We start from the raw sequence: 18,734 nt of genomic DNA, 5'->3' as shown, positions 1-18,734 counted from the left end.
TCAGACTTTGTGGCTTTGCAACTTTTAAACTATTTTTGCTAAAATTAAAAAAGATGAAAAAGATTCTAATTCTGGTATTTTTGGCACAATGGAGTTTTGGTTTTGCCCAAGTAAAATTTGATCACAAGTCTGCGGAAAAATTCCAAACGGAAATCAACGCTGAGTATGCCGATGCCAAAACGAGTCCTTTGATGGCAGCAGATTTAGCGGTTTTTAAGACTTTAGACTTTTACCCTATTGATGGGAAGTATAGTTTAATTGCTCAATTCATCAGAACCAAAAAGGAGAAACCTTTTGAGATGCAGACTTCGACAGATAGGAAACCGGTCTATGTAAAATATGGTGAAGCGCATTTTATAATTGACGGGAAAGCGTTAAAACTTAATATTTACAAGAATATTGAATTATCGAAACAGAAAAAATACAAAGATTATCTTTTCTTGCCTTTTTCGGATCTCACTTCGGGTAAGGAGAGCTACATAGGAGGGAAATACATCGATTTAAAAACACCCAAAGGCAATACGATTGTCATTGATTTCAACACTTCGTACAACCCGTATTGCGCTTACAATCACAAATATTCGTGCCCTAAAGTGCCTTTGGAAAACGATTTGGACGTCGAGATTAAGGCGGGGGTCAAAAAATTTCACGACTAATGAAATTGTTCAATTTCCATACTCACAAATTCACGAATCAGACTAATCTGTTAGAATTGGTCAATCAATACCCTCAGGATTTTGATGCCTCGATTCCTTATTATTCCATCGGAATTCATCCTTGGTATATTGTTGAAGACAGAGTGGAAAACGATTTGGGAATAATTGAAAGTAAATTGCAAGAATCCAATTGCCTTGCGATAGGCGAGTGCGGTCTGGACAAAAGGATTGAAATCCCGATGGACTTACAGCAGGCGGTTTTTGAAAAGCAGTTGCTTTTGGCGCAGGAATATGCTGTTCCGGTTGTTACACATTGCGTAGCCGCGTTTCAAGAAGTGATTGAAACCAAAAAACGTTTGCACATTACCGTTCCCATGATTATTCATGGTTTCTCTAAAAATGAACAGACGGCAAAACAATTGTTGGACAATGGATTTTTCATTTCGTTTGGGAAATATTTATTGCGAAATCCGGAACTGGAATCCGTTTTTAAAAGTATCCCGAGTAATAGATTTTTCCTGGAAACGGATACCATTGACGAAAATATTGATGCCATATACGCTTTGGCGGCAAAATATAAGGGCGTAACTTTGGAGGAAATCCAAACACAAATAAACAAGAATTTTCAAATCGTTTTTAAAAGAAACCTGATTTAAAATAACACATTCAAGGGGAGTTTTTTTACTTTATCCCTTAAACTTAAAACTAAAAAAAATGGCTGAGTGGACAGAAAGAGCGGAACTTCTATTTAAAAAAGAAGGGTTAGAAAAATTGCAAAATGCTAATATTTTAGTCGTGGGATTGGGCGGTGTAGGTTCATTTGCCGCTGAGTTTTTGACTAGGGCAGGAGTGGGCAATATGACAATTGTAGATGGAGATGTTGTCGATATTACCAATATAAATAGACAATTGCCGGCGCTACATTCTACTGTGGGACAACCAAAAATTGCAATCGTAGGAAATCGATTGATGGACATTAATCCTGAATTGCAATTAACTCGTGTACAAGAATTTCTTTCGCCCGAGCGCGCTTTCGAAATAGTTACCGAAGAGTTTGATTACGTTTTGGATTGCATCGACAGCGTGACCCCGAAACTTAATTTGATTATTGGCGCAAAGCGAAAAAGAGTTAAAATTATTTCAAGCATGGGTGCCGGAGGAAAGATGGAAGCTTCAAAAGTGAAAGTATCCGATATCGGCAATACAGAAAATTGTTTTTTGGCAAAAACCATTCGAAAAAGATTAAAAGAGCATAAAATCGATAAGTTGAAAGTTGTTTTTTCATCAGAAATACAAGATGATGCGAGTTTAAAAATGACGGACGGTTCGAATTACAAAAAATCTTTTTATGGAACAAACAGCTATATGCCAGGATTATTTGGTCTGTATGCAGCGGAAACGGTAATTCGATATTTGCTGAAAAAATAATATTTCGCTTTGAGAAACTAAAACTAAAAAATCAAACACATAAAATGATCCAAACAGTAATTTTCGATATGGATGGGGTAATTGTCGATACGGAACCGGTTCACCGTTATGCTTATTTTCAGCATTTTGAAGAATTGAACATTCCGGTCACCGAAGCCATGTTTACCTCCTTTACGGGAAATTCGACGCGAAATGTGTTCCAAAATTTGAAAGAACTTTTTGATCTCGAGCAGGAGGTTGAAGATTTAATCCAGAGAAAGAGAACTATTTTCAATGAAGCCTTTGATACCAAAGCAGATCTGGAATTACTGGAAGGCGTTGAAAATTTAATCAAGGAATTTCATAAGCAAGGCATGCAACTGATTTTGGCCTCATCAGCGTCAAAAGTAACCATTGAACGTGTTTTTAACCGATTCAAGTTGCACCGGTATTTCACGCATATTGTAAGCGGGGAAGATTTCCCGAAATCAAAACCCGACCCTGCCATTTTCGAACATGCAGCCTCTCTATCTATAGCTTCTAAAGAAAACTGCGTTGTGATCGAGGACAGTACAAACGGGGTGAAGGCTGCAAAAGCTGCCGGAATATATTGCATAGGTTATAACAGTATCCATTCAAAGTTACAGGATTTATCGGCAGCAGATGTGATAATCAATCATTTCGGTGAGATTGATTGTGAAATAGTAGCGAAATACAGAACCGATATTAGGAAATAATTAACAGGATCATTTCCTGTAATTTGTAATTTTGGAAAAACATATAAATTTTAGAAAATGAAAAAAATACTTATTGCATTAGCCATCATTATTACGCAATTCACCATCGAGGCACAGGTCAAAACACCACAGGCAAGTCCTAAGGCTACAATAACTCAGGTGGTGGGCTTGACAGATGTAGAGGTTGTCTATTCAAGGCCATCCGCGAGAGGTAGAGCCGTTTTTGGCAATCTGGTTCCTTTTGGCAAACTTTGGCGAACAGGGGCAAATGAGAACACGACCATTTCATTTAGCGATGACGTGATCATCGGCGGTAAAACACTAAAGAAAGGGAAATATGCAATATATACCATTCCTAATATTGAAAGTTGGGAAGTTATCTTTTATGCAAATACTGACAACTGGGGAACTCCACAGGAATTTAAGGAGTCAGACGTTGCATTACGAACTACGGTAAAAGAGGAATCAATGCCAAAAGCGATGGATACTTTTACCATTGGAATAAATGGTCTAAGCTCAGATTCTGCTTTTCTTGAAATGTATTGGGAAAACTCGTTTGTATCCCTTAAATTTGAAGTTCCTACGCAAAAAACGGCTATTGCAAATATAGAAAAAGCCCTTTCGGGTCCTTCGGCGGGAGATTATTTTTCGGCAGCGCAGTATTTTTATCAGTCGAATGGCGATATCAACAAAGCAAAATCTTATGTTGATAAAGCATTAGAAATGAACACTGAAAAGCCATTCTATTATTTGAGATTAAAATCATTGATACAAGCCAAACAAGGGGATATTAAAGGAGCCATTGAAACGGCCAAAGCATCATTGGTGGCTTCTGAAACGGCCGGAAACCAAGATTATGCTAAAATGAACAAAGACAGCATCTCGGAATGGAGTAAATAAACCGTTCTGTTTTTTTTATAATAAACCCCGTTTCAATTTTTTGAAACGGGGTTTATTTTTGCATTCTGTTAAACCTTACCTTTTTTCTTTTCTGAAAACTGTCATTTGCAGTATTGAAGACAGTACGATTGTTAACATTGCTCCGATGAAATTCAGCCATAAATAGCCCAGTTTTTCTTCTCCGGTGGGAAATATATAGATGGCATAATAGTATATTATAAAAATAGTGATCTGGCTTGCAAGAGCACTATAAAAAATGGCTTTTGCTTTTACAAACTTGATGTAAAAGCCCACCAAGAAAATTCCCAGAACTGTCCCATAGAAAATGGACCCAACGATATTGACCAATTGGATTAGATTTTCGAATAAGGTGCCGATACTCGCAAACAGTATCGCTACAATTCCCCAAAATAAAGTGAAAAATTTTGTTGCATTGAGATAATGTTTTTCCGATTTTTCTTCCTTTAAGTTACGTTTGTAAATGTCGATCGCCGTGGTGGAGGCCAACGCATTAAGTCCTGAGGCGGTAGAAGACATGGCCGCCGATATGATTACGGCAAGCAGAAGCCCAATAAGGCCCTTAGGCAAGTAATGCAAAATAAAATGGAAGAACACGTAATCTTTATCGTTTGTCTCACTGCCGCTATCTGCTTTTAAGATGATTTCTTTCGCGCGGTCCCGAAGGTCTTTCTCTTTTGCCGAAAGGCCAATTAATTCCTTTCTTAGAATCGGATTGTCATAATCTTGGTTAAGCTGATCGATATACAAAAGATTAATGACTTTTTTATCTTCAGAAAGGGCATTGAGTTTCTTTTCTAAGGAATGATATTCCCCTTTATATTGCGACTGTTCAATTAGTGCCTTGTTATTGGGATTGAAATTCAGGGGGACGGGGTTGAATTGGAAAAAAACAAATACCATCACTCCGGTAAGCAATATGAAGAATTGCATCGGAACTTTCAACAAACCATTCATAACCAGCCCCATTTGACTTTCACGAACTGATTTCCCTGATAGATAACGCCCAACCTGTGATTGATCGGTTCCGAAATAGGCGAGCGCCAAGAAAAAACCACCGGTTATCCCACTCCAAAATGTGTATTTTTCTTCGGGATCGGCAGAAAAATTGACAATGTTCATCTTGTCGTTTGCCCCGGCAATGTGCAACGCATTGCTGAATGTCATCTCATTAGGCAGAAAATGCAGTATTAGAAAAAAAGTGATCAACATTCCGGTCATAATCACGAACATTTGCTGTTTTTGGGTCACGTTGACTGCCTTTGTCCCCCCTGAAAACGTATAAATAATTACGAGAACACCAATTATAATGTTCATATAGGTAAGGTTCCATCCCAAAAGAGCGGATAAGATAATGGCAGGGGCATAAATGGTAAGCCCCGTTCCCAATCCCCTCTGAAACAAGAACAATATGGCAGCAAGGGACCGCGTTTTTAAATCAAATCTTTTCTCAAGGTATTCATAGGCGGTGTAGACCTTGTATTTATGATATATGGGAATAAATGTCAAACAGATAACCACCATAGCTATAGGCAGACCAAAATAAAATTGTACAAAACCCATTCCGTCGTGATAGGCCTGTCCCGGAGTGGAGAGAAAGGTTATCGCGCTCGCTTGTGTCGCCATAACCGATAAACCCACCATATACCATGGCGTTTCGTTACTGCCAAGAATATAATCCTCTACATTTTTACTACCCTTGGTTTTCCAAGCGCCGTAAATTACTATAAATAACAATGTTACTACAAGTACAATCCAATCAAATAGCTGCATAGTTTAAGAATATAATTTCATTATTAGATAAAATATCAAAATATAAATGGCGTTGGCGACCAGCACCCAAGTATAGTTTTTTTTCCAATTTTTTGTTTTTTTTGTTTCCATATTCCTTTAATTATGGTTTTATTTTTTGAGCGGGTAATGTAGTTGGTGCTTTTAACGAAATTATGTTCGATAATAAGCGGTAGGCACCGGACACGCCTTCAGGCAATTCCCTAAATAAGCTTAAACCGGTATAAATATAATATCCCTTCCCATAGGGCGCAACCAATAAGGCGCCGTTTTTTGGGCTTTCCCCTTGATCATTGGATGACAAAATGGGAGTAAAGGCTTTATCAAATTCACTTGGGTAATACAAGCCTTGTTCTTGTTTCCAGCCCACAAAATCTTTGGCCGTTATTTTATTGGGATAATTTAAAACGGGATGATTGGGTGCTAAAAATCGAACTTCCGCATTTTCTTCGGTCACCCTATCGCGGGAAATCTTTAATGGATAAGGAGCAATATTTGAAGTCTTAATTTCATCTGGAGTATTGTATTGCACTAACATTGTTTTCCCTCCTTTCACAAAATCAAATAGTATATTTTGTTTGTTGGCCAATGCCTCTACCGTATTATAAGCGCGTATTCCCGTAATGATAACATCAAATGATTCCAGTTTTTCCGGAGTTATTTCTTCCGGATTCAACAAACTGACGCTATATCCCATTTGGGTCAAACTTTCGGGAACCTCGTCACCGGCGCCCATAATATACCCAATTTTTTGTCCATTAGTCTTCAAATCCAGTTTGATGAATTTTGCCTCGGCAACTTCTAAAACTTGCTGTTTTGTAATATGAGAATAATCGATTATTATCTGGTCTTTATCGTATCTTTTGTTGTTGACTATGGCGATACTTTTAGCAACGATTTCGGAGGGTTCAGTCGGTGGAGTAACATCGAAGTATAACACTTGTTCCATACCTTTTTTTTCCAAATTGAATGGTATATATTTTGGGTATACTGCCCAATTTTCATTTAATTCCAATTGCAAATTACCTTTTACGTTATCCTTGCCAGCTTTTATTTTTACGGCAACCGCTTTATTATTTCCATTGTTGAAAAGAGATACTTTATTAAGAATTGTTGTTGTTACTTCAGGTACAATATCAAGATAATTGTAGACCTCTCCTTTTACATTGTCATTGTATTTGTAAACTATGGTGCGTTCAAAAGGGATTGCAATTCCATTAATACCAATATTGAAAACAACTTTTACTTCCCTGATAACATCCGGGATTCCTATATTTTTCTGATCGTTTACCGTATACATTCCCACTGTCCCTTTTTCTTTAAGCCAGTAAGGCTGTGTATATTCAATCTCGTTAGGCAATTGTGAATCGAGGTAGAGGTTTACTAAAACATTGTTGTTTAACGCTCTATTGTATATTATGTTTTTGTTGTCAGGCATCGTCGTTATGTCTAACAGTTCCATCTTTACATGGCTCCTGTTTATGGCTTCTAATTTTAATTTCACAGTGCTTCCCGGGACGGCTTCTTGATCTTGTGCCACGGCTTCGAGATATAGACCCGCGCAGGCAGCGATAATATTGCTTATTTCGGATGATTTTAGTGTTTTCCAATGATTTTCATCCAAGGCTTGAATCATCTGATAGGCTTTCGCCAAATTTGGAATACTTGCCGAAGGGTTTGAAAAATCATATTGCGAGACGATTGCCTTCAGGAGTTCGCCTATTGGTTTTCCTCCTTTCACTCGATTCCAACTCGTGTCAATCCCTTCGAAAACGTTCGATTTATCTTTTGTTTTTTCCCCGTTTACAAGTTCTAAATACTCCTCTTCCTTACCGCGGCTTCCGGTGGCACCGAAGCCCTGCGACTGATGGCTACTTCTGCTCAAGGCTGCTATTTCCTGGTTTGATTTCCCTAATGTCGGATAATAAACGCCAGTTTCCAAAGTCACGAAATTGGTTTTGTCAGCGGCGTCAAATTTTTCTTTACTGCCATAAAACCACCAAGATGTATTAAAAAATTGACGTTTGGGTTGCCAAGTTTGCACGAATTTTAATTGGTCAGGAAATACGGTTGGGTCATTTGTTAAATCAAAGCTTTCGGTGCTCAAGATAGCCGAAGCCGTATGATGACCATGGGTGGTTCCGGGAGTACGATGATTGAACCTATTAATGACTACATCAGGCTGAAATTTTCTGATGGCCCATACAACATCGGACAACACTTTTTCTCTTTCCCAAATTTGCAATGTTTCCTCAGGGTTTTTTGAATAGCCAAAATCATTAGCCCTTGAAAAAAACTGTTCGCCACCATCAATTTTTCTGGCTTCAAGAAGTTCTTGGGTTCTGATTACCCCCAACAATTCCCTTAATTGCGGTCCTATTAAATTCTGCCCCCCATCGCCTCGTGTCAGAGACAAATAACCGGTTCTCGCTTTCAGGTCATTTGACAAATAAGATATCAAACGCGTATTCTCATCATCCGGGTGTGCGGCAATGTAAAGCACGGAACCCAAAAAATTAAGCTTCTGAATTTGATTATATATTTCTGCTGAATTCAGTTTTTGTGGCTTCTGCGCCAAAATGATTTGAAAAGAGAAAAGAAATATTAAAAAAAACTGAAATTTATTTTTGTACATTTTTTACGAATTTTTGTGCAATTAATTCAAATGTAGTAATTAATTGTTTTTTTATAAAGTGATTGCTATTTTCTTTGTTAAATAGGGGAATATGGGAAAAAAAAAAGAGCACCAAATTGGTGCTCTCTAATGATTTAATCTTTTACTTTTCTTTCTATAAATTAGTGGTTTCCGTGACCATTTCCGTGACCATTTCCGTGACCTTTTCTGTTACCTTCCCTATAATCACGGTTTTTATGATTGTCATATCTGCTATGATTATTACCATATCTACGGTTTTCAGCGTAGCGATGATTATCGGCATATCTTTTTTGAGAGTATCGACGATCATCATACCTTTGGCCAATTACTCGGTGGTTTCCACCTCTATACCCTTTGTAATATCGTACTCTATCATTATGGTAGTTTGAGTATGGTCTATTACCATGATAATCATTCAGTACTACTTTATAGCCACTGTTCAAATCATAGTTTCTATATTGTCTTGGCAAATATCGAGATCTTACCCATCTTCCACTACCAAAATAAATAAATTGCGAGGCTCTGATATCAAAGTACGCTTGAACATCCGGTAAATAATAATATTCTGCTTCGGCATAACCTGAAGGACCCCATGAGGGAGCTGTTCCTATATTTAAACTAACTGAAACTTGAGCTTGAGTTGTGCTCGATACAAGTAGAATTATTCCAACGGCGATTAGTTTTAGTGTTTTCATTTTTACTGTTTTTTACAATTTTTTTATTAATTTTTTATTCCTTTTGTATATACTTTAAAGCTAAAACCAACAACTGTGCCAGAATGATTTTATTAACGTTTAATTACGTTAGAGTATAAACAAAAAAAGAAACGCTTTCGCGTTTCTTTTATTTGTTTGTCTTAGGTCTAATTAGTGCTTCCCTTTAGAGTGACCGCCTTTTCCATTCCCGCCGTTTCCGTGACCTTTATTGCCATTTCCTGCTTTACGATTACCATTCCCATTTTTAGAATAGTTGCCTTTGTTATTATGTCTTTGACCAATAGACCTTTGCGGTTTTCCTTTGTACCCCTTGTAATATTTAGCTTTATGTTGTTTGTAATGGGTATAAGGTGCCCTACCGTGATAATCGTTTAGCACGACTTTGTATCCATGGTATAAATCGTAATTTCTGTATTGTCTCGGTAAATATCTTGATCTTACCCAATTTCCACTTCCAAAATAGATGAATTGTGAAGCTCTGATATCATAGTAGGCTTGAACGTCAGGTAAATAATAATAATCTATATTTGAGTATCCGGATGGACCCCATAATGGAGGGGTACCAATATTTACGTTAACTGAAACTTGACTTTGCATGGAACTCGTAACAAAAAGCACGATTCCGAAGGCAATTAATTTTAATGTTTTCATTTTTGTATTTTTTAATTTAAAATCTTTTTCGAAGCAAGGATATTATCAATGCGTTATCTGTAGGGCAACTACTGTGCCAGAATGATTAATTAACGGTTAATTATGTTTGGTTTTTGGCAAAAAGAAGAAACACACTGTGCGTTTCTTCTTTCTTTGGATGTTACTGAATCTTATTACAGTAATAAAATCAATAATAGGATAATGATAATTATAGCACCAACGGAGAAGTAAACTCCATTTCCGCTCGATCTTAACTCTGATTTAATTGCGCGAACTTCTTTACGTAGTTCTTTCTTTTCTGAAGAATTTAATTCGGATTTGTCCATCGCTTTTATTTCGTCTAAGCGATTAAGCATCTTCTGAACTTCAGCAGGGATTTCTTTAGGAGTAACTGCCCCTACGTTATTTTCAGCTGCAAACATAGTGGTTGGAAAAGCGCCTAATGACAATACCATCATCATTAGATAGAAAGTTAATTTTTTCATCTGTTTTTTGGTTTTAATTTAGTAAGATTATTTATATAAAGGTAATAACTATTTGGTACACAGAATTATATAATTGCCTACAAAATTTACAAAATTTACACTTTTAAATAAACAGGTGCTTTTTTTTTGGTTTTTATACACGGTTGGGCCGGTAAGAATCGTTTATTTATAAAGCACAGTACGTGGTTTGGACAATTCGAAATCTTGCAGCCCAAAATCGCCAGTTTCAAAAGCATTTGTCTGGAAAATATTTTCTCCTTTAAAAGGGATTACCGGATAATAAGCAAGAGATATTTGGAAAGAACTAAAGACCAAATAATCATTGTTTATAATCACCCCAACACCTATTTTAGAGTACGCTTTACTCGTTTTGTTTCCGTTTTCATTTTTTCCCAGCAGCGCTATGGAATAGTTGAAATAAGGGTTCATTCTAAATCCCCAAACATCATTTGGGGCATAAGCTTGCGTTTGTAAAGTAAGGACCATTTTATTTGTTCCATATACGGCACTGTTAAAACCCTGAATTCCGTAATTCTCGTTTATGGTAAGCTGGTCACCCAAAGAATTCTGTCGGTTTAATCCAATTACCACTTGCGGCTTGATGAACTGTCTTAACTTCCATTTGCCAAACTCGGTAAGTTTGGTGAAATAGTTAGCCTGAAACGAAAAGGCAGTCTGTTCCGTTTGTGATTTATTGAAGAAAGTGCCTATTTCGAAGTTGGCGCTTAAAAACCCCCATTTGTGATAATTCCCAAAGGAAACCTGTCCGCCCAAATAGGGTCTCCAATTGTCGTTTTTATATTGATAGCCTAACGATATCCCAAATATTCTACCGATGGGAACATCCTCGATTATGCCGTTTTTAAAAATATATTTATCTTCAATAAAATTACGTGTTGTAATACCAATTCCGGAAAGAAAGAATTTTTCAGCTGTATAGAAATTGATGGGGTCATAAGCTATTTCGGGACTTTCAAGATAATTTATGTTCAAGAAGCGCCCGGATATAATCAAATTTGTGGTCTTCGCATTTTCGGAGCTTCCTTTTAAAATCTGAACGGCTTTTCCTATCCAGAAATCGTGAGAACTGTATTTGAAATTTTGATTAACATAAATCAAATCTGGCCCTTGCAAGGTATCTTTTCTGAATTGCTGGTCCAGTGCTATTCCAGCGGCCCATTTTGTAAGTGGGGAATAAAAGGGGCGTTCTATCGCAATACTTTTTTCATAATAGTTATCTAAATTAATATGGTACTTCAGCGTCGTTTTTATGAAGGTATTCCTGATGTTCGGTATAGTGTAGGCTAAATTATTTGCCGTTTTGCCGTCGCTTGACCTATTTGTAAATCGATAATCAAATTGATGGCCAATTCCGAAAAAATTTCTTTCATTAAGACCCAAGGAATTTTTGGAGCCTGAAATCACAATTTTAGGAATGCTACTCCAAGAGTCCAGCACACGAATGGTAACATCAACAGAATCGGATTTGGCGCTGGCGAGTTCTTCCGTAATTGTGACTCGGTTAACAAATTTTTGCGATCGGATAATACGTTCGGATTCTTGTATTTTTAATGCATTATAGGGTGTGTTTTTTTTGAAAAGTAATAGGTTTTTTATCGCGAGTTCTTTAGTTTTAAGGTGCAATCTATTACCGGTTCTTTCTCCCCAATTCTTAGGTTTCCTTGTGGTATCTATATCCGAATATCCAAAAGGATCGAGTGTTATGATGTTGATGTTCCTAATAATTTTGCCGTCAGAGACTATTCTTTTCTTTGGCTTTACAATCGGAATGTATTTTTTTGATTTTGCGGGTTTAAAAATTAAACCATGCATGAACTTGGTGAATTTATTTTTTTTGGAATAGGTTTGAATGTTTTTGTAAATGTCTACGCTATCTTTTTCTGTTTTAATTATTTGGGAAAAAGAGTTCTGAACGCCCAAGAGCATCAAAAGAAGCAGCACTATTTTTTGATTGCGAGACATTTAATTGTAAATTTCAGTAAAATATAATGGTGTTTTTTATTCAATCTATTGTAATACAAATTTAATAATAATCGTGTTAAATAGTTCCGTTTTGATTTAAATCTGCAGCGCCGTCAAAACTAGTCGGGTCAGACACAGTCTCTTCGACTGTTTCGGTTTTCGGTATTTTATTGGATTTCGCGATTTTCAGGTGTTTCCAAATGAAGGTTTTCGGCAAATTGTCACCCATTAAATACCCCCAAGGTTCCAAAGTTTCAATTCGATCGAAAATTATTTTAAGAATAGCCAAAATGGGAATAGCCAAAAACATTCCTGCCACACCCGCAATACCGCCCCCGATAATAATTCCGACAATTGAGACGAATGCATTTATTTGAACTTTTGTATTTATAATAAGGGGAACAAGTATATTATTGTCAATTACCTGAACAACAATATTTACTCCTATTACTCCCAAAATTAGTGATACATCCGGTGCTCCTGTCAGTGAGGACAAGATGGTCAAAACACCAGCGACAAGAATTCCGATATAGGGGATTAGGTTGAGTATTCCCGTTATGATCCCCAATAAAAGGGCATATTTTACGCCTATAAAATACAGACCGGCGCTTGTCAAAACAGACACAAAAATCATTTCAATAATTAGACCCACGATGTAGCTTTGGACCGATCCTTTGATTTGGCTTAAAATTTCTTGCAATTTTGTGTGATATTCTTTTCTGAATAGCTTTGCCAAGAATAAGATGAAGTGGGTTCTGTACAGAAGAATTAGGAATGTGTATATGGGTACTAAAATAATATTAGTGATCGTATCTGTAACAGATATTAATGTGGTTGCAATGCTTTCTTTTCCTTTTTTAACAGAGTCTTGAGTGACATCCTCAATATATTTTCTTTGTTCCCAAATACTTACATTAAAATTAGTTCTGATAAATCGTTGAATATTGGTTATAAAAATGTTGACGTTTTTTCTTATAGTATTAAAATCAGCTGCTATATCACTTATCTGGTAGGATATAAAGGCAAGGATTCCTACTATTGCAACTACAAATATAATAACAGTGATGAATACAGACAATCCCTGTGGGAAACGCAGTTTTGAGGTAAAAAAATTAACTATGGGCAACAATAGTACGGCTAATAAAAAGGCCATTAAAATGGGTACTAAAACGTTCTTACCCAAATAGAAAATATAGGTAATACTAATTAAACATATTAAAGAAAAACCGAGTCTGATATAAAACGGATATTTGGTTGTGCTTTCCATAGGACTTTCGCGATTTGGTTGAATCTTACAATTGTTTAATATTTATGAAAACAAATATGATGTTTTTTTGCATTTAAAAATTACAGATTTTATAATGTTTTTTATATAATTATCACTTAAAGAGCTATAAAGTAAAAATGAACCGCTGTTGGGTTCTCTATCACAAAATATTAATCAACGAACTCAGTTTCATGAAAATGATCTTTCATGATCGATATTCCTTTTTGAAACAATAAATTATTAGGATAAACAATTCGCTCTCCACCCTTAGTTTTCAAGGCAACATGAAAAGCGCCAATATCTTCGATTTCTGCCTCGATTGGAAAGTCCTTATCATGAATACGGATAACGTCTCCTATTTTAAAAGGAAATGAAAAAAACAGTATTACACCGGAAGTAATATTGCTTAAAATAGACCATTGAGCAAACATGGCCACCCCAACGACTGTTGTTATTGAGGAAATTGCGATGATAATGTCCTTGGCTTGAACCCCCCAAATAATGATTAACGCAATTATTGCCAAGATGGTGGTTAACAAGTGCATGTATTTGATCACCAGATTGGTTCTATGTTCGATTCTGTGGGTAGTTTTCGCAAAACGTCGCACCAGTTTTGAAATGACAACTCGTGATATAACCACCAAAATCATTAAAACCCCGGTTGCGATCACTTCTTTCACAAAATCATGTACAAAATCCATCCCTATTTTTTTATGCTAATTTACTTAAATAATCGTACACTTTGTCCACGGGCAAGCCCATAACATTGGCATAAGAACCCTCTATTTTTGAAACACCTATGAACCCTAACCATTCTTGTATTCCGTACGCTCCCGCTTTATCATAAGGCTGGTAATTATCAATGTAATACAGTATTGATTCGTCGCTGAGTTCCTTGAATGTGACTTTAGTTATTTCGCAGAGGAGATCCGTTTTTGAATCGCTCTTAAAACAAACGGACGTAATCACCTCATGTGTGGCGTTCGACAATGACTTTAAAATGTCGAAGGCATCCTGTCTGTCTTTGGGCTTCCCTAAGGCTTTTTCATTGTGCCAAACAATGGTGTCGCTTGTTATGAGTATTTCGTTTTCCTTCAATTCGCCTTCAAAAGCATCGGCTTTTAATTGGGCGAGGTAGTTCGTGATTTCTGCCGCTTTTAATTCTTCTGGAAAAATTTCTTCAATTTCTTTTAATCTGATTTCAAAATCCAATCCCAAATCTTTAAAGAATTGCTGCCTCCTTGGCGAACCAGATGCCAAGATTAGTTTGTACTGTTTTAATTTATTTTGAAGCATTATATTTTATGTTTAAAGTAATGATTGCAATGGAAATAATTCCGAAAAACAGAATCCATTTTAGTAGCAGACTTAATTTACGAAACTCCTTCTTTGTTTTGGCTGGCCAAACTTTTACACTGAAATAAAGCAATGGTGCCACTACGAAAGCAAAAGCGTAAATCGTTGTCACAATTAAATCATTGGCCACAAAATAATTGTTGATATAAACCAACAGGAATGCCATAGGGATCAACCCTAAAATAGAGGCTAATTTTGAGGTGTTGTGCATTCCCAAAACGATGGGAAGGGTTTTCATTCCCTGATTTGAATCTCCTTCTATATCTTCCAAATCTTTAACGATTTCCCGTATAAAATTAATCATAAATGCAAATAGGGCAAAGTCCAGAAGTATCGAAAAAAGATTGGCCATTATAGGCTGATTGACTTGGTCAACAACTGGGTATAAATCGAAAATACCGATGATGATAACGCTAAACGAAAGCAATAGCGCGACAATTATGTTTCCCAGAATCAGCATTTGCTTCAGGCTTGTCGCATAAATATATAGCGTGGCGGCAATTAGGATAAAAATGGCGGCAAAACCGGGTTTTGAAATGACATTCGACAAATAGAAACCGATGCCAACCCCCGCTACATTTAGGGCCGCATAGATATTGTATGCTTTTGCTTCAGTAATTTTCTTCCCTATAATGACATCTTTCGGTTTGTTATCATTGTCCGTGTCTTGATCAAAAATGTCATTAATCACGTAACCTGCCGCTGCCAGTAAAACGGTACTCAAAACTAACAGTACATATTGCCATTCCGTTAAAGCCAGGGGCACATTTTGCAATTTCAAGAAGCCGTACCTGAAAATCAATTGCATGAAAGCCAGCATCAATAGATTTTGGTATCGGATAAGTTTAAGAAAATTCATAGATAAGTTTTACGTTGTAGTTTTGCGTATATCCATTGTTTTGAAAATGTTGGCCCGCTAGTCTAGCTTTGCGTCAAAATGTTCCATCCATTTGCCTTGCACTTTCATTACCTGCTCGATAACATCACGGGCAGCACCTTTCCCTCCGTTTCTATGGGAAATATAGGTAGAGATAGCTTTAATTTCTGGGCTGGAATCTTGGGGACATGTAGGTAATCCCACTAATTTCATCACGTGATAATCCGGTATGTCGTCGCCCATATACAGTACTTGCTGAGGGTTGATATTGTACAGTTCAGTATATTCCTTGAAGGTTTCCACTTTATCAGGTGTTCCCAAATGAATATCGGTAATGCCTAAATTTCTCAATCGGACGCGAACGCCTTCATTGCTGCCGCCGGAAATGATGCATACGTTATATCCACTTTCTACCGCCGCTTTCATTGCATAGCCGTCACGAATATTCATAGTTCTGAGAATTTCACCTTCGGTGGTTACAAATACCGAACTATCGGTAAGAACGCCGTCAACATCAAAAATAAAAGTAGTGATATCGTTCATTATTTTTTTATAACTTTTTGCCATTATCTTGTATTGATTGTGTTAGTGTTTTATAAATGTTTGATTGGTTTTTATTCGATAAAAAAGCCTGATGCGTTTCTATTGTCTTTCCGTCTTGTCTTACAGCAGGCCCGGTTTGTGCTTCTTCGGGGGAAAGCGTGATTATTTTTTGGGCCGTTTCCAGAATCAAAGGCTTTAAAATATCGAAGGGAACTTGGTGTTCCTTGCAAATTTCATTACCCAAATGGTATAGATGGTTGGTGAAATTATTGACGAAAACAGCAGCCACGTGTAACGCTTTTCTTTGTTCGGAGTTGATGGCGAAAACTTTTTCGGAAATTGATTTGGCCACTTTTTCCAATAATTGAAAATCGGTACTGTTTTCGCTTTCCAAACAAATGGGGATATTCTTAAAATCAACTTCCTTATTTTTAGTAAAAGTTTGAAGCGGGTAAAAAACACCTTTTCGGTTGTTATTGTTTAAACTATCGAGCGAAACACTGCCGGAAGTATGAACGACCAATCTGTTTTTGAAAGGCAATTGATCGGAAACACTCGCGATGGCATCGTCCGAAACGGCTATTATGTACAGATCGGCTTCCAATAAATCATCAAAATCATTGACAATTTTGTCGGAATCAAACAAGGACATAATGGCTTCTTTTTTTCTGGAAAAGACCTGAACCAATTCAATCTCGTTCCCAATGTTTTGGGTTTTGTGCAGCGCCGCGATCAGATGTTGCGATACATTTCCTGAGCCTATAATAATAACTTTAACCATCCGACAAAATTAGCACTTTTTTTTAAAGTGGTTACAACTATTCTTAGGATACATTTTTGATAAAAAAACCAATAAATACAATTGTTTGATTAATATTAAAAGGCTTATTTTTGGATTAAATTAACAATTGTAAAAATATAGAAGTCAACATTTTTAAGTACTTTTGTCGCACTTTTATAAAACGTAATTACTTACAAATGAATAAAAAATATTTTTCCTTTTTATTTTCCACACGATTAATGGCCCTTCTTTTCTTGACTTTCGCAATAGCAATGGGTGTAGGAACTTTTATCGAAAGCAAATACAACACTGATACCGCACGAATCTTGGTTTATAATGCATGGTGGTTTGAAGCTATAATGGTGTTTTTCATGATCAATTTCATCGGTAACATCAAACGCTATCAATTACTGAAAAAAGAAAAATGGGCTACTTTATTGCTTCATTTGGCTTTTGTTTTTATCCTTTTGGGTGCATTTGTAACCCGTTATATCAGTTACGAAGGAATGATGCCCATACGTGAAGGGGCCGCAGAAAACCAGTTTTATTCCGACAAAACTTTCCTTACTGTTTTTGTTGACGGGGAGTACAAAGGGGAAATGAAACGCAGAGTTTTCGAGAAAAAACTGTTGCTTTCTCCGGTAACGAATAATGACTTCTCCATTTCCGATAAGTTTGCCGACACCCCTTTTGAAGTGGAATATGAGAATTTTATCTTGGGGGCAAAGGAATATGTGAAGGCCGATCCTAAAGGTGTCTTGTATTTAAAATTGGTCGAAGCCGGCGATGGTGGCCGTGAGGAACATTTTTTGAAAGAGGGTGAAGTTCAAAATATTCACAATGTTTTGTTTGCGTTGAACAAACCTACCGACGGCGCTATAAACATAAATACAACCGGAACGGAATATACGATCCAAACTCCGTTTGAAGGTAATTTTATGCGAATGGCTGATAAGTTGCAAGGAAACGTTACGAAGGATGTTGTGCAACCCCTTATGATGCGATCTCTTTACACCATTGGCGAAAAACGATTCGTTTTTCCGGACCCCGCAGTCAAAGGAGCGATTGCTTATGAATCAAACAACGATTTTAAAGCGAAGAACCATGAAGATGCGCTGGTCTTGACAGTAAAAGCGGACGGGCAAGAAAAGGAAGTGACCATTTTGGGTTCGAAAGGAAGAGTTGGTGAGGCTAAGACCGTGAGAATTGGGAATATTGACTATAGTTTTTTCTACGGAAGTAAGGCTTATGTATTGCCTTTCAAAATCAAACTAAACGATTTTATAGCACAGAAATACCCTGGAACCGAGAAAAGTTACTCGTCGTTTGAAAGCAAAGTTACCGTTCAAGATAATGAAGGAAATTTTGACGCCAGAATATTCATGAATAACGTATTGGATCATAAAGGATATCGTTTCTTTCAGTCCTCTTTTGATCCTGACGAAAAAGGGACTGTATTATCCGTAAATCATGATTTTTGGGGTACGGCAATAACCTATGCAGGATATTTCATGTTGTTTTTTGCTATGATGTCCATTATGTTTACGAAGCATTCTCGTTTTGCGGATTTAAAAAGAAAATTAGAAGTGGTAAAAACTAAAAAATCAAAACTGATCACCGTTTTCGTTTTGTTGCTAAGTTTTAATGGTTTTGCACAAGTTCACAATCATGAGCATGACGCCGATGGGAATCATGAAGACCATATTGAAAACGGGAACCATACGCGAGTTGCTCCAACGGAAAAACAATTGGATTCCTTGATCAATAAATTCAAAGTATCTGAAGAACATGCGTCAAAATTTGGGCGACTGATTATTCAAGATGCAGGCGGAAGAATGAAACCAATCAATACATTCTCCTCTGAATTGTTAAGGAAGGTAAGCCATTCCAATGACTATAAGGGTATGAAT

Annotated in this window: 18 protein-coding genes; 6 read left to right on the top strand and 12 right to left on the bottom strand. The window is 36.8% G+C overall.

The annotated features are described in order from the left end of the window. Positions 1-53 precede the first annotated feature (53 nt). The 5 genes from VIH09_RS12955 to VIH09_RS12935 are packed head-to-tail and all read left to right on the top strand — an operon-like array spanning position 54 to position 3,700. Positions 54-656: a DUF1684 domain-containing protein gene (locus VIH09_RS12955; RefSeq protein ID WP_331581672.1), complete on the top strand. Its 603-nt coding sequence runs from the start codon at positions 54-56 to the stop codon at positions 654-656. Next, positions 656-1,312 carry a TatD family hydrolase gene (locus VIH09_RS12950; RefSeq protein WP_331581670.1) on the top strand — a complete coding sequence of 219 codons (657 nt, stop codon included), beginning with the start codon at positions 656-658 and terminating at the stop codon, positions 1,310-1,312. The genes VIH09_RS12955 and VIH09_RS12950 overlap by 1 nt, the downstream gene beginning before the upstream one ends. Before the next feature lie 58 nt (positions 1,313-1,370). Next, positions 1,371-2,084, top strand: coding sequence for a tRNA threonylcarbamoyladenosine dehydratase (locus tag VIH09_RS12945; protein WP_331581668.1), 714 nt, complete (start codon positions 1,371-1,373; stop codon positions 2,082-2,084). A 44-nt stretch (positions 2,085-2,128) separates the two neighbouring features. Further along, a complete protein-coding gene (locus VIH09_RS12940) occupies positions 2,129-2,800 on the top strand; it encodes an HAD family hydrolase (protein WP_331581666.1) in 672 nt (223 codons plus the stop codon). A 57-nt stretch (positions 2,801-2,857) separates the two neighbouring features. Further along, the gene (locus tag VIH09_RS12935; protein ID WP_331581664.1) at positions 2,858-3,700 is read left to right on the top strand and encodes a DUF2911 domain-containing protein; all 843 of its coding nucleotides are present in this window, start codon (positions 2,858-2,860) and stop codon (positions 3,698-3,700) included. Between the two features lie 75 nt (positions 3,701-3,775). Here the strand turns inward: VIH09_RS12935 and VIH09_RS12930 are convergent, their stop codons facing one another. The 12 genes from VIH09_RS12930 to VIH09_RS12875 form a co-directional block, all read right to left on the bottom strand. Then, complete coding sequence (locus VIH09_RS12930) at positions 3,776-5,491, bottom strand: sodium:solute symporter (protein WP_331581662.1); 1,716 nt, start codon at positions 5,489-5,491, stop codon at positions 3,776-3,778. Positions 5,492-5,612: 121 nt separating this feature from the next. Continuing rightward, complete coding sequence (locus VIH09_RS12925) at positions 5,613-8,144, bottom strand: PIG-L family deacetylase (protein WP_331581659.1); 2,532 nt, start codon at positions 8,142-8,144, stop codon at positions 5,613-5,615. A gap of 161 nt (positions 8,145-8,305) precedes the next feature. Beyond that, positions 8,306-8,860 carry a hypothetical protein gene (locus VIH09_RS12920; protein ID WP_331581657.1) on the bottom strand — a complete coding sequence of 185 codons (555 nt, stop codon included), beginning with the start codon at positions 8,858-8,860 and terminating at the stop codon, positions 8,306-8,308. A gap of 171 nt (positions 8,861-9,031) precedes the next feature. Continuing rightward, positions 9,032-9,532 carry a hypothetical protein gene (locus VIH09_RS12915; RefSeq protein ID WP_331581655.1) on the bottom strand — a complete coding sequence of 167 codons (501 nt, stop codon included), beginning with the start codon at positions 9,530-9,532 and terminating at the stop codon, positions 9,032-9,034. Positions 9,533-9,705: 173 nt separating this feature from the next. After that, a complete protein-coding gene (locus tag VIH09_RS12910; protein ID WP_331581653.1) occupies positions 9,706-10,017 on the bottom strand; it encodes a hypothetical protein in 312 nt (103 codons plus the stop codon). Positions 10,018-10,179: 162 nt separating this feature from the next. After that, the gene (locus tag VIH09_RS12905) at positions 10,180-12,000 is read right to left on the bottom strand and encodes a hypothetical protein (protein WP_331581651.1); all 1,821 of its coding nucleotides are present in this window, start codon (positions 11,998-12,000) and stop codon (positions 10,180-10,182) included. Positions 12,001-12,076: 76 nt separating this feature from the next. Then, positions 12,077-13,267: an AI-2E family transporter gene (locus VIH09_RS12900; protein WP_331581649.1), complete on the bottom strand. Its 1,191-nt coding sequence runs from the start codon at positions 13,265-13,267 to the stop codon at positions 12,077-12,079. Between the two features lie 170 nt (positions 13,268-13,437). Beyond that, positions 13,438-13,968 (bottom strand): mechanosensitive ion channel domain-containing protein, encoded by a 531-nt coding sequence (locus tag VIH09_RS12895; RefSeq protein WP_331581647.1) that lies wholly within the window; start codon positions 13,966-13,968, stop codon positions 13,438-13,440. A gap of 10 nt (positions 13,969-13,978) precedes the next feature. Further along, positions 13,979-14,563 carry a Maf-like protein gene (locus VIH09_RS12890; protein ID WP_331581645.1) on the bottom strand — a complete coding sequence of 195 codons (585 nt, stop codon included), beginning with the start codon at positions 14,561-14,563 and terminating at the stop codon, positions 13,979-13,981. Next, on the bottom strand, positions 14,550-15,482 hold the full coding sequence (locus VIH09_RS12885) for a geranylgeranylglycerol-phosphate geranylgeranyltransferase (RefSeq protein ID WP_331581643.1): 933 nt from the start codon (positions 15,480-15,482) through the stop codon (positions 14,550-14,552). Before VIH09_RS12885 ends, VIH09_RS12890 begins: the two co-directional genes overlap by 14 nt. Before the next feature lie 57 nt (positions 15,483-15,539). Further along, on the bottom strand, positions 15,540-16,067 hold the full coding sequence (locus VIH09_RS12880; protein WP_331581641.1) for an HAD-IIIA family hydrolase: 528 nt from the start codon (positions 16,065-16,067) through the stop codon (positions 15,540-15,542). Continuing rightward, complete coding sequence (locus VIH09_RS12875) at positions 16,051-16,824, bottom strand: Rossmann-like and DUF2520 domain-containing protein (protein WP_331581639.1); 774 nt, start codon at positions 16,822-16,824, stop codon at positions 16,051-16,053. The genes VIH09_RS12880 and VIH09_RS12875 overlap by 17 nt, the downstream gene beginning before the upstream one ends. A gap of 197 nt (positions 16,825-17,021) precedes the next feature. On the opposite strand from VIH09_RS12875, the gene VIH09_RS12870 reads away from it, so the two are divergent. Next, the coding region (locus VIH09_RS12870) for a cytochrome c biogenesis protein ResB (RefSeq protein WP_331581637.1) at positions 17,022-18,734 on the top strand (1,713 nt) is incomplete at its 3' end.

It is taken from the genome of Flavobacterium sp., assembly GCF_036515215.1.
Classification (GTDB): domain Bacteria; phylum Bacteroidota; class Bacteroidia; order Flavobacteriales; family Flavobacteriaceae; genus Flavobacterium.
The sequence above is the reverse complement of the archived record's forward strand: the minus strand, read 5'-3'. Positions and strand labels throughout refer to the sequence as shown.

Coding starts and splice junctions, on each gene's coding strand:
- VIH09_RS12890 (WP_331581645.1), bottom strand. CDS start 14,563: ATGCTTCAAAATAAATTAAAACAGTACAAACTAATCTTGGCATCTGGT.
- VIH09_RS12885 (WP_331581643.1), bottom strand. CDS start 15,482: ATGAATTTTCTTAAACTTATCCGATACCAAAATCTATTGATGCTGGCT.
- VIH09_RS12920 (WP_331581657.1), bottom strand. CDS start 8,860: ATGAAAACACTAAAACTAATCGCCGTTGGAATAATTCTACTTGTATCG.
- VIH09_RS12930 (WP_331581662.1), bottom strand. CDS start 5,491: ATGCAGCTATTTGATTGGATTGTACTTGTAGTAACATTGTTATTTATA.
- VIH09_RS12950 (WP_331581670.1), top strand. CDS start 656: ATGAAATTGTTCAATTTCCATACTCACAAATTCACGAATCAGACTAAT.
- VIH09_RS12945 (WP_331581668.1), top strand. CDS start 1,371: ATGGCTGAGTGGACAGAAAGAGCGGAACTTCTATTTAAAAAAGAAGGG.
- VIH09_RS12875 (WP_331581639.1), bottom strand. CDS start 16,824: ATGGTTAAAGTTATTATTATAGGCTCAGGAAATGTATCGCAACATCTG.
- VIH09_RS12955 (WP_331581672.1), top strand. CDS start 54: ATGAAAAAGATTCTAATTCTGGTATTTTTGGCACAATGGAGTTTTGGT.
- VIH09_RS12880 (WP_331581641.1), bottom strand. CDS start 16,067: ATGGCAAAAAGTTATAAAAAAATAATGAACGATATCACTACTTTTATT.
- VIH09_RS12915 (WP_331581655.1), bottom strand. CDS start 9,532: ATGAAAACATTAAAATTAATTGCCTTCGGAATCGTGCTTTTTGTTACG.
- VIH09_RS12925 (WP_331581659.1), bottom strand. CDS start 8,144: ATGTACAAAAATAAATTTCAGTTTTTTTTAATATTTCTTTTCTCTTTT.
- VIH09_RS12940 (WP_331581666.1), top strand. CDS start 2,129: ATGATCCAAACAGTAATTTTCGATATGGATGGGGTAATTGTCGATACG.
- VIH09_RS12910 (WP_331581653.1), bottom strand. CDS start 10,017: ATGAAAAAATTAACTTTCTATCTAATGATGATGGTATTGTCATTAGGC.
- VIH09_RS12900 (WP_331581649.1), bottom strand. CDS start 13,267: ATGGAAAGCACAACCAAATATCCGTTTTATATCAGACTCGGTTTTTCT.
- VIH09_RS12905 (WP_331581651.1), bottom strand. CDS start 12,000: ATGTCTCGCAATCAAAAAATAGTGCTGCTTCTTTTGATGCTCTTGGGC.
- VIH09_RS12895 (WP_331581647.1), bottom strand. CDS start 13,968: ATGGATTTTGTACATGATTTTGTGAAAGAAGTGATCGCAACCGGGGTT.
- VIH09_RS12935 (WP_331581664.1), top strand. CDS start 2,858: ATGAAAAAAATACTTATTGCATTAGCCATCATTATTACGCAATTCACC.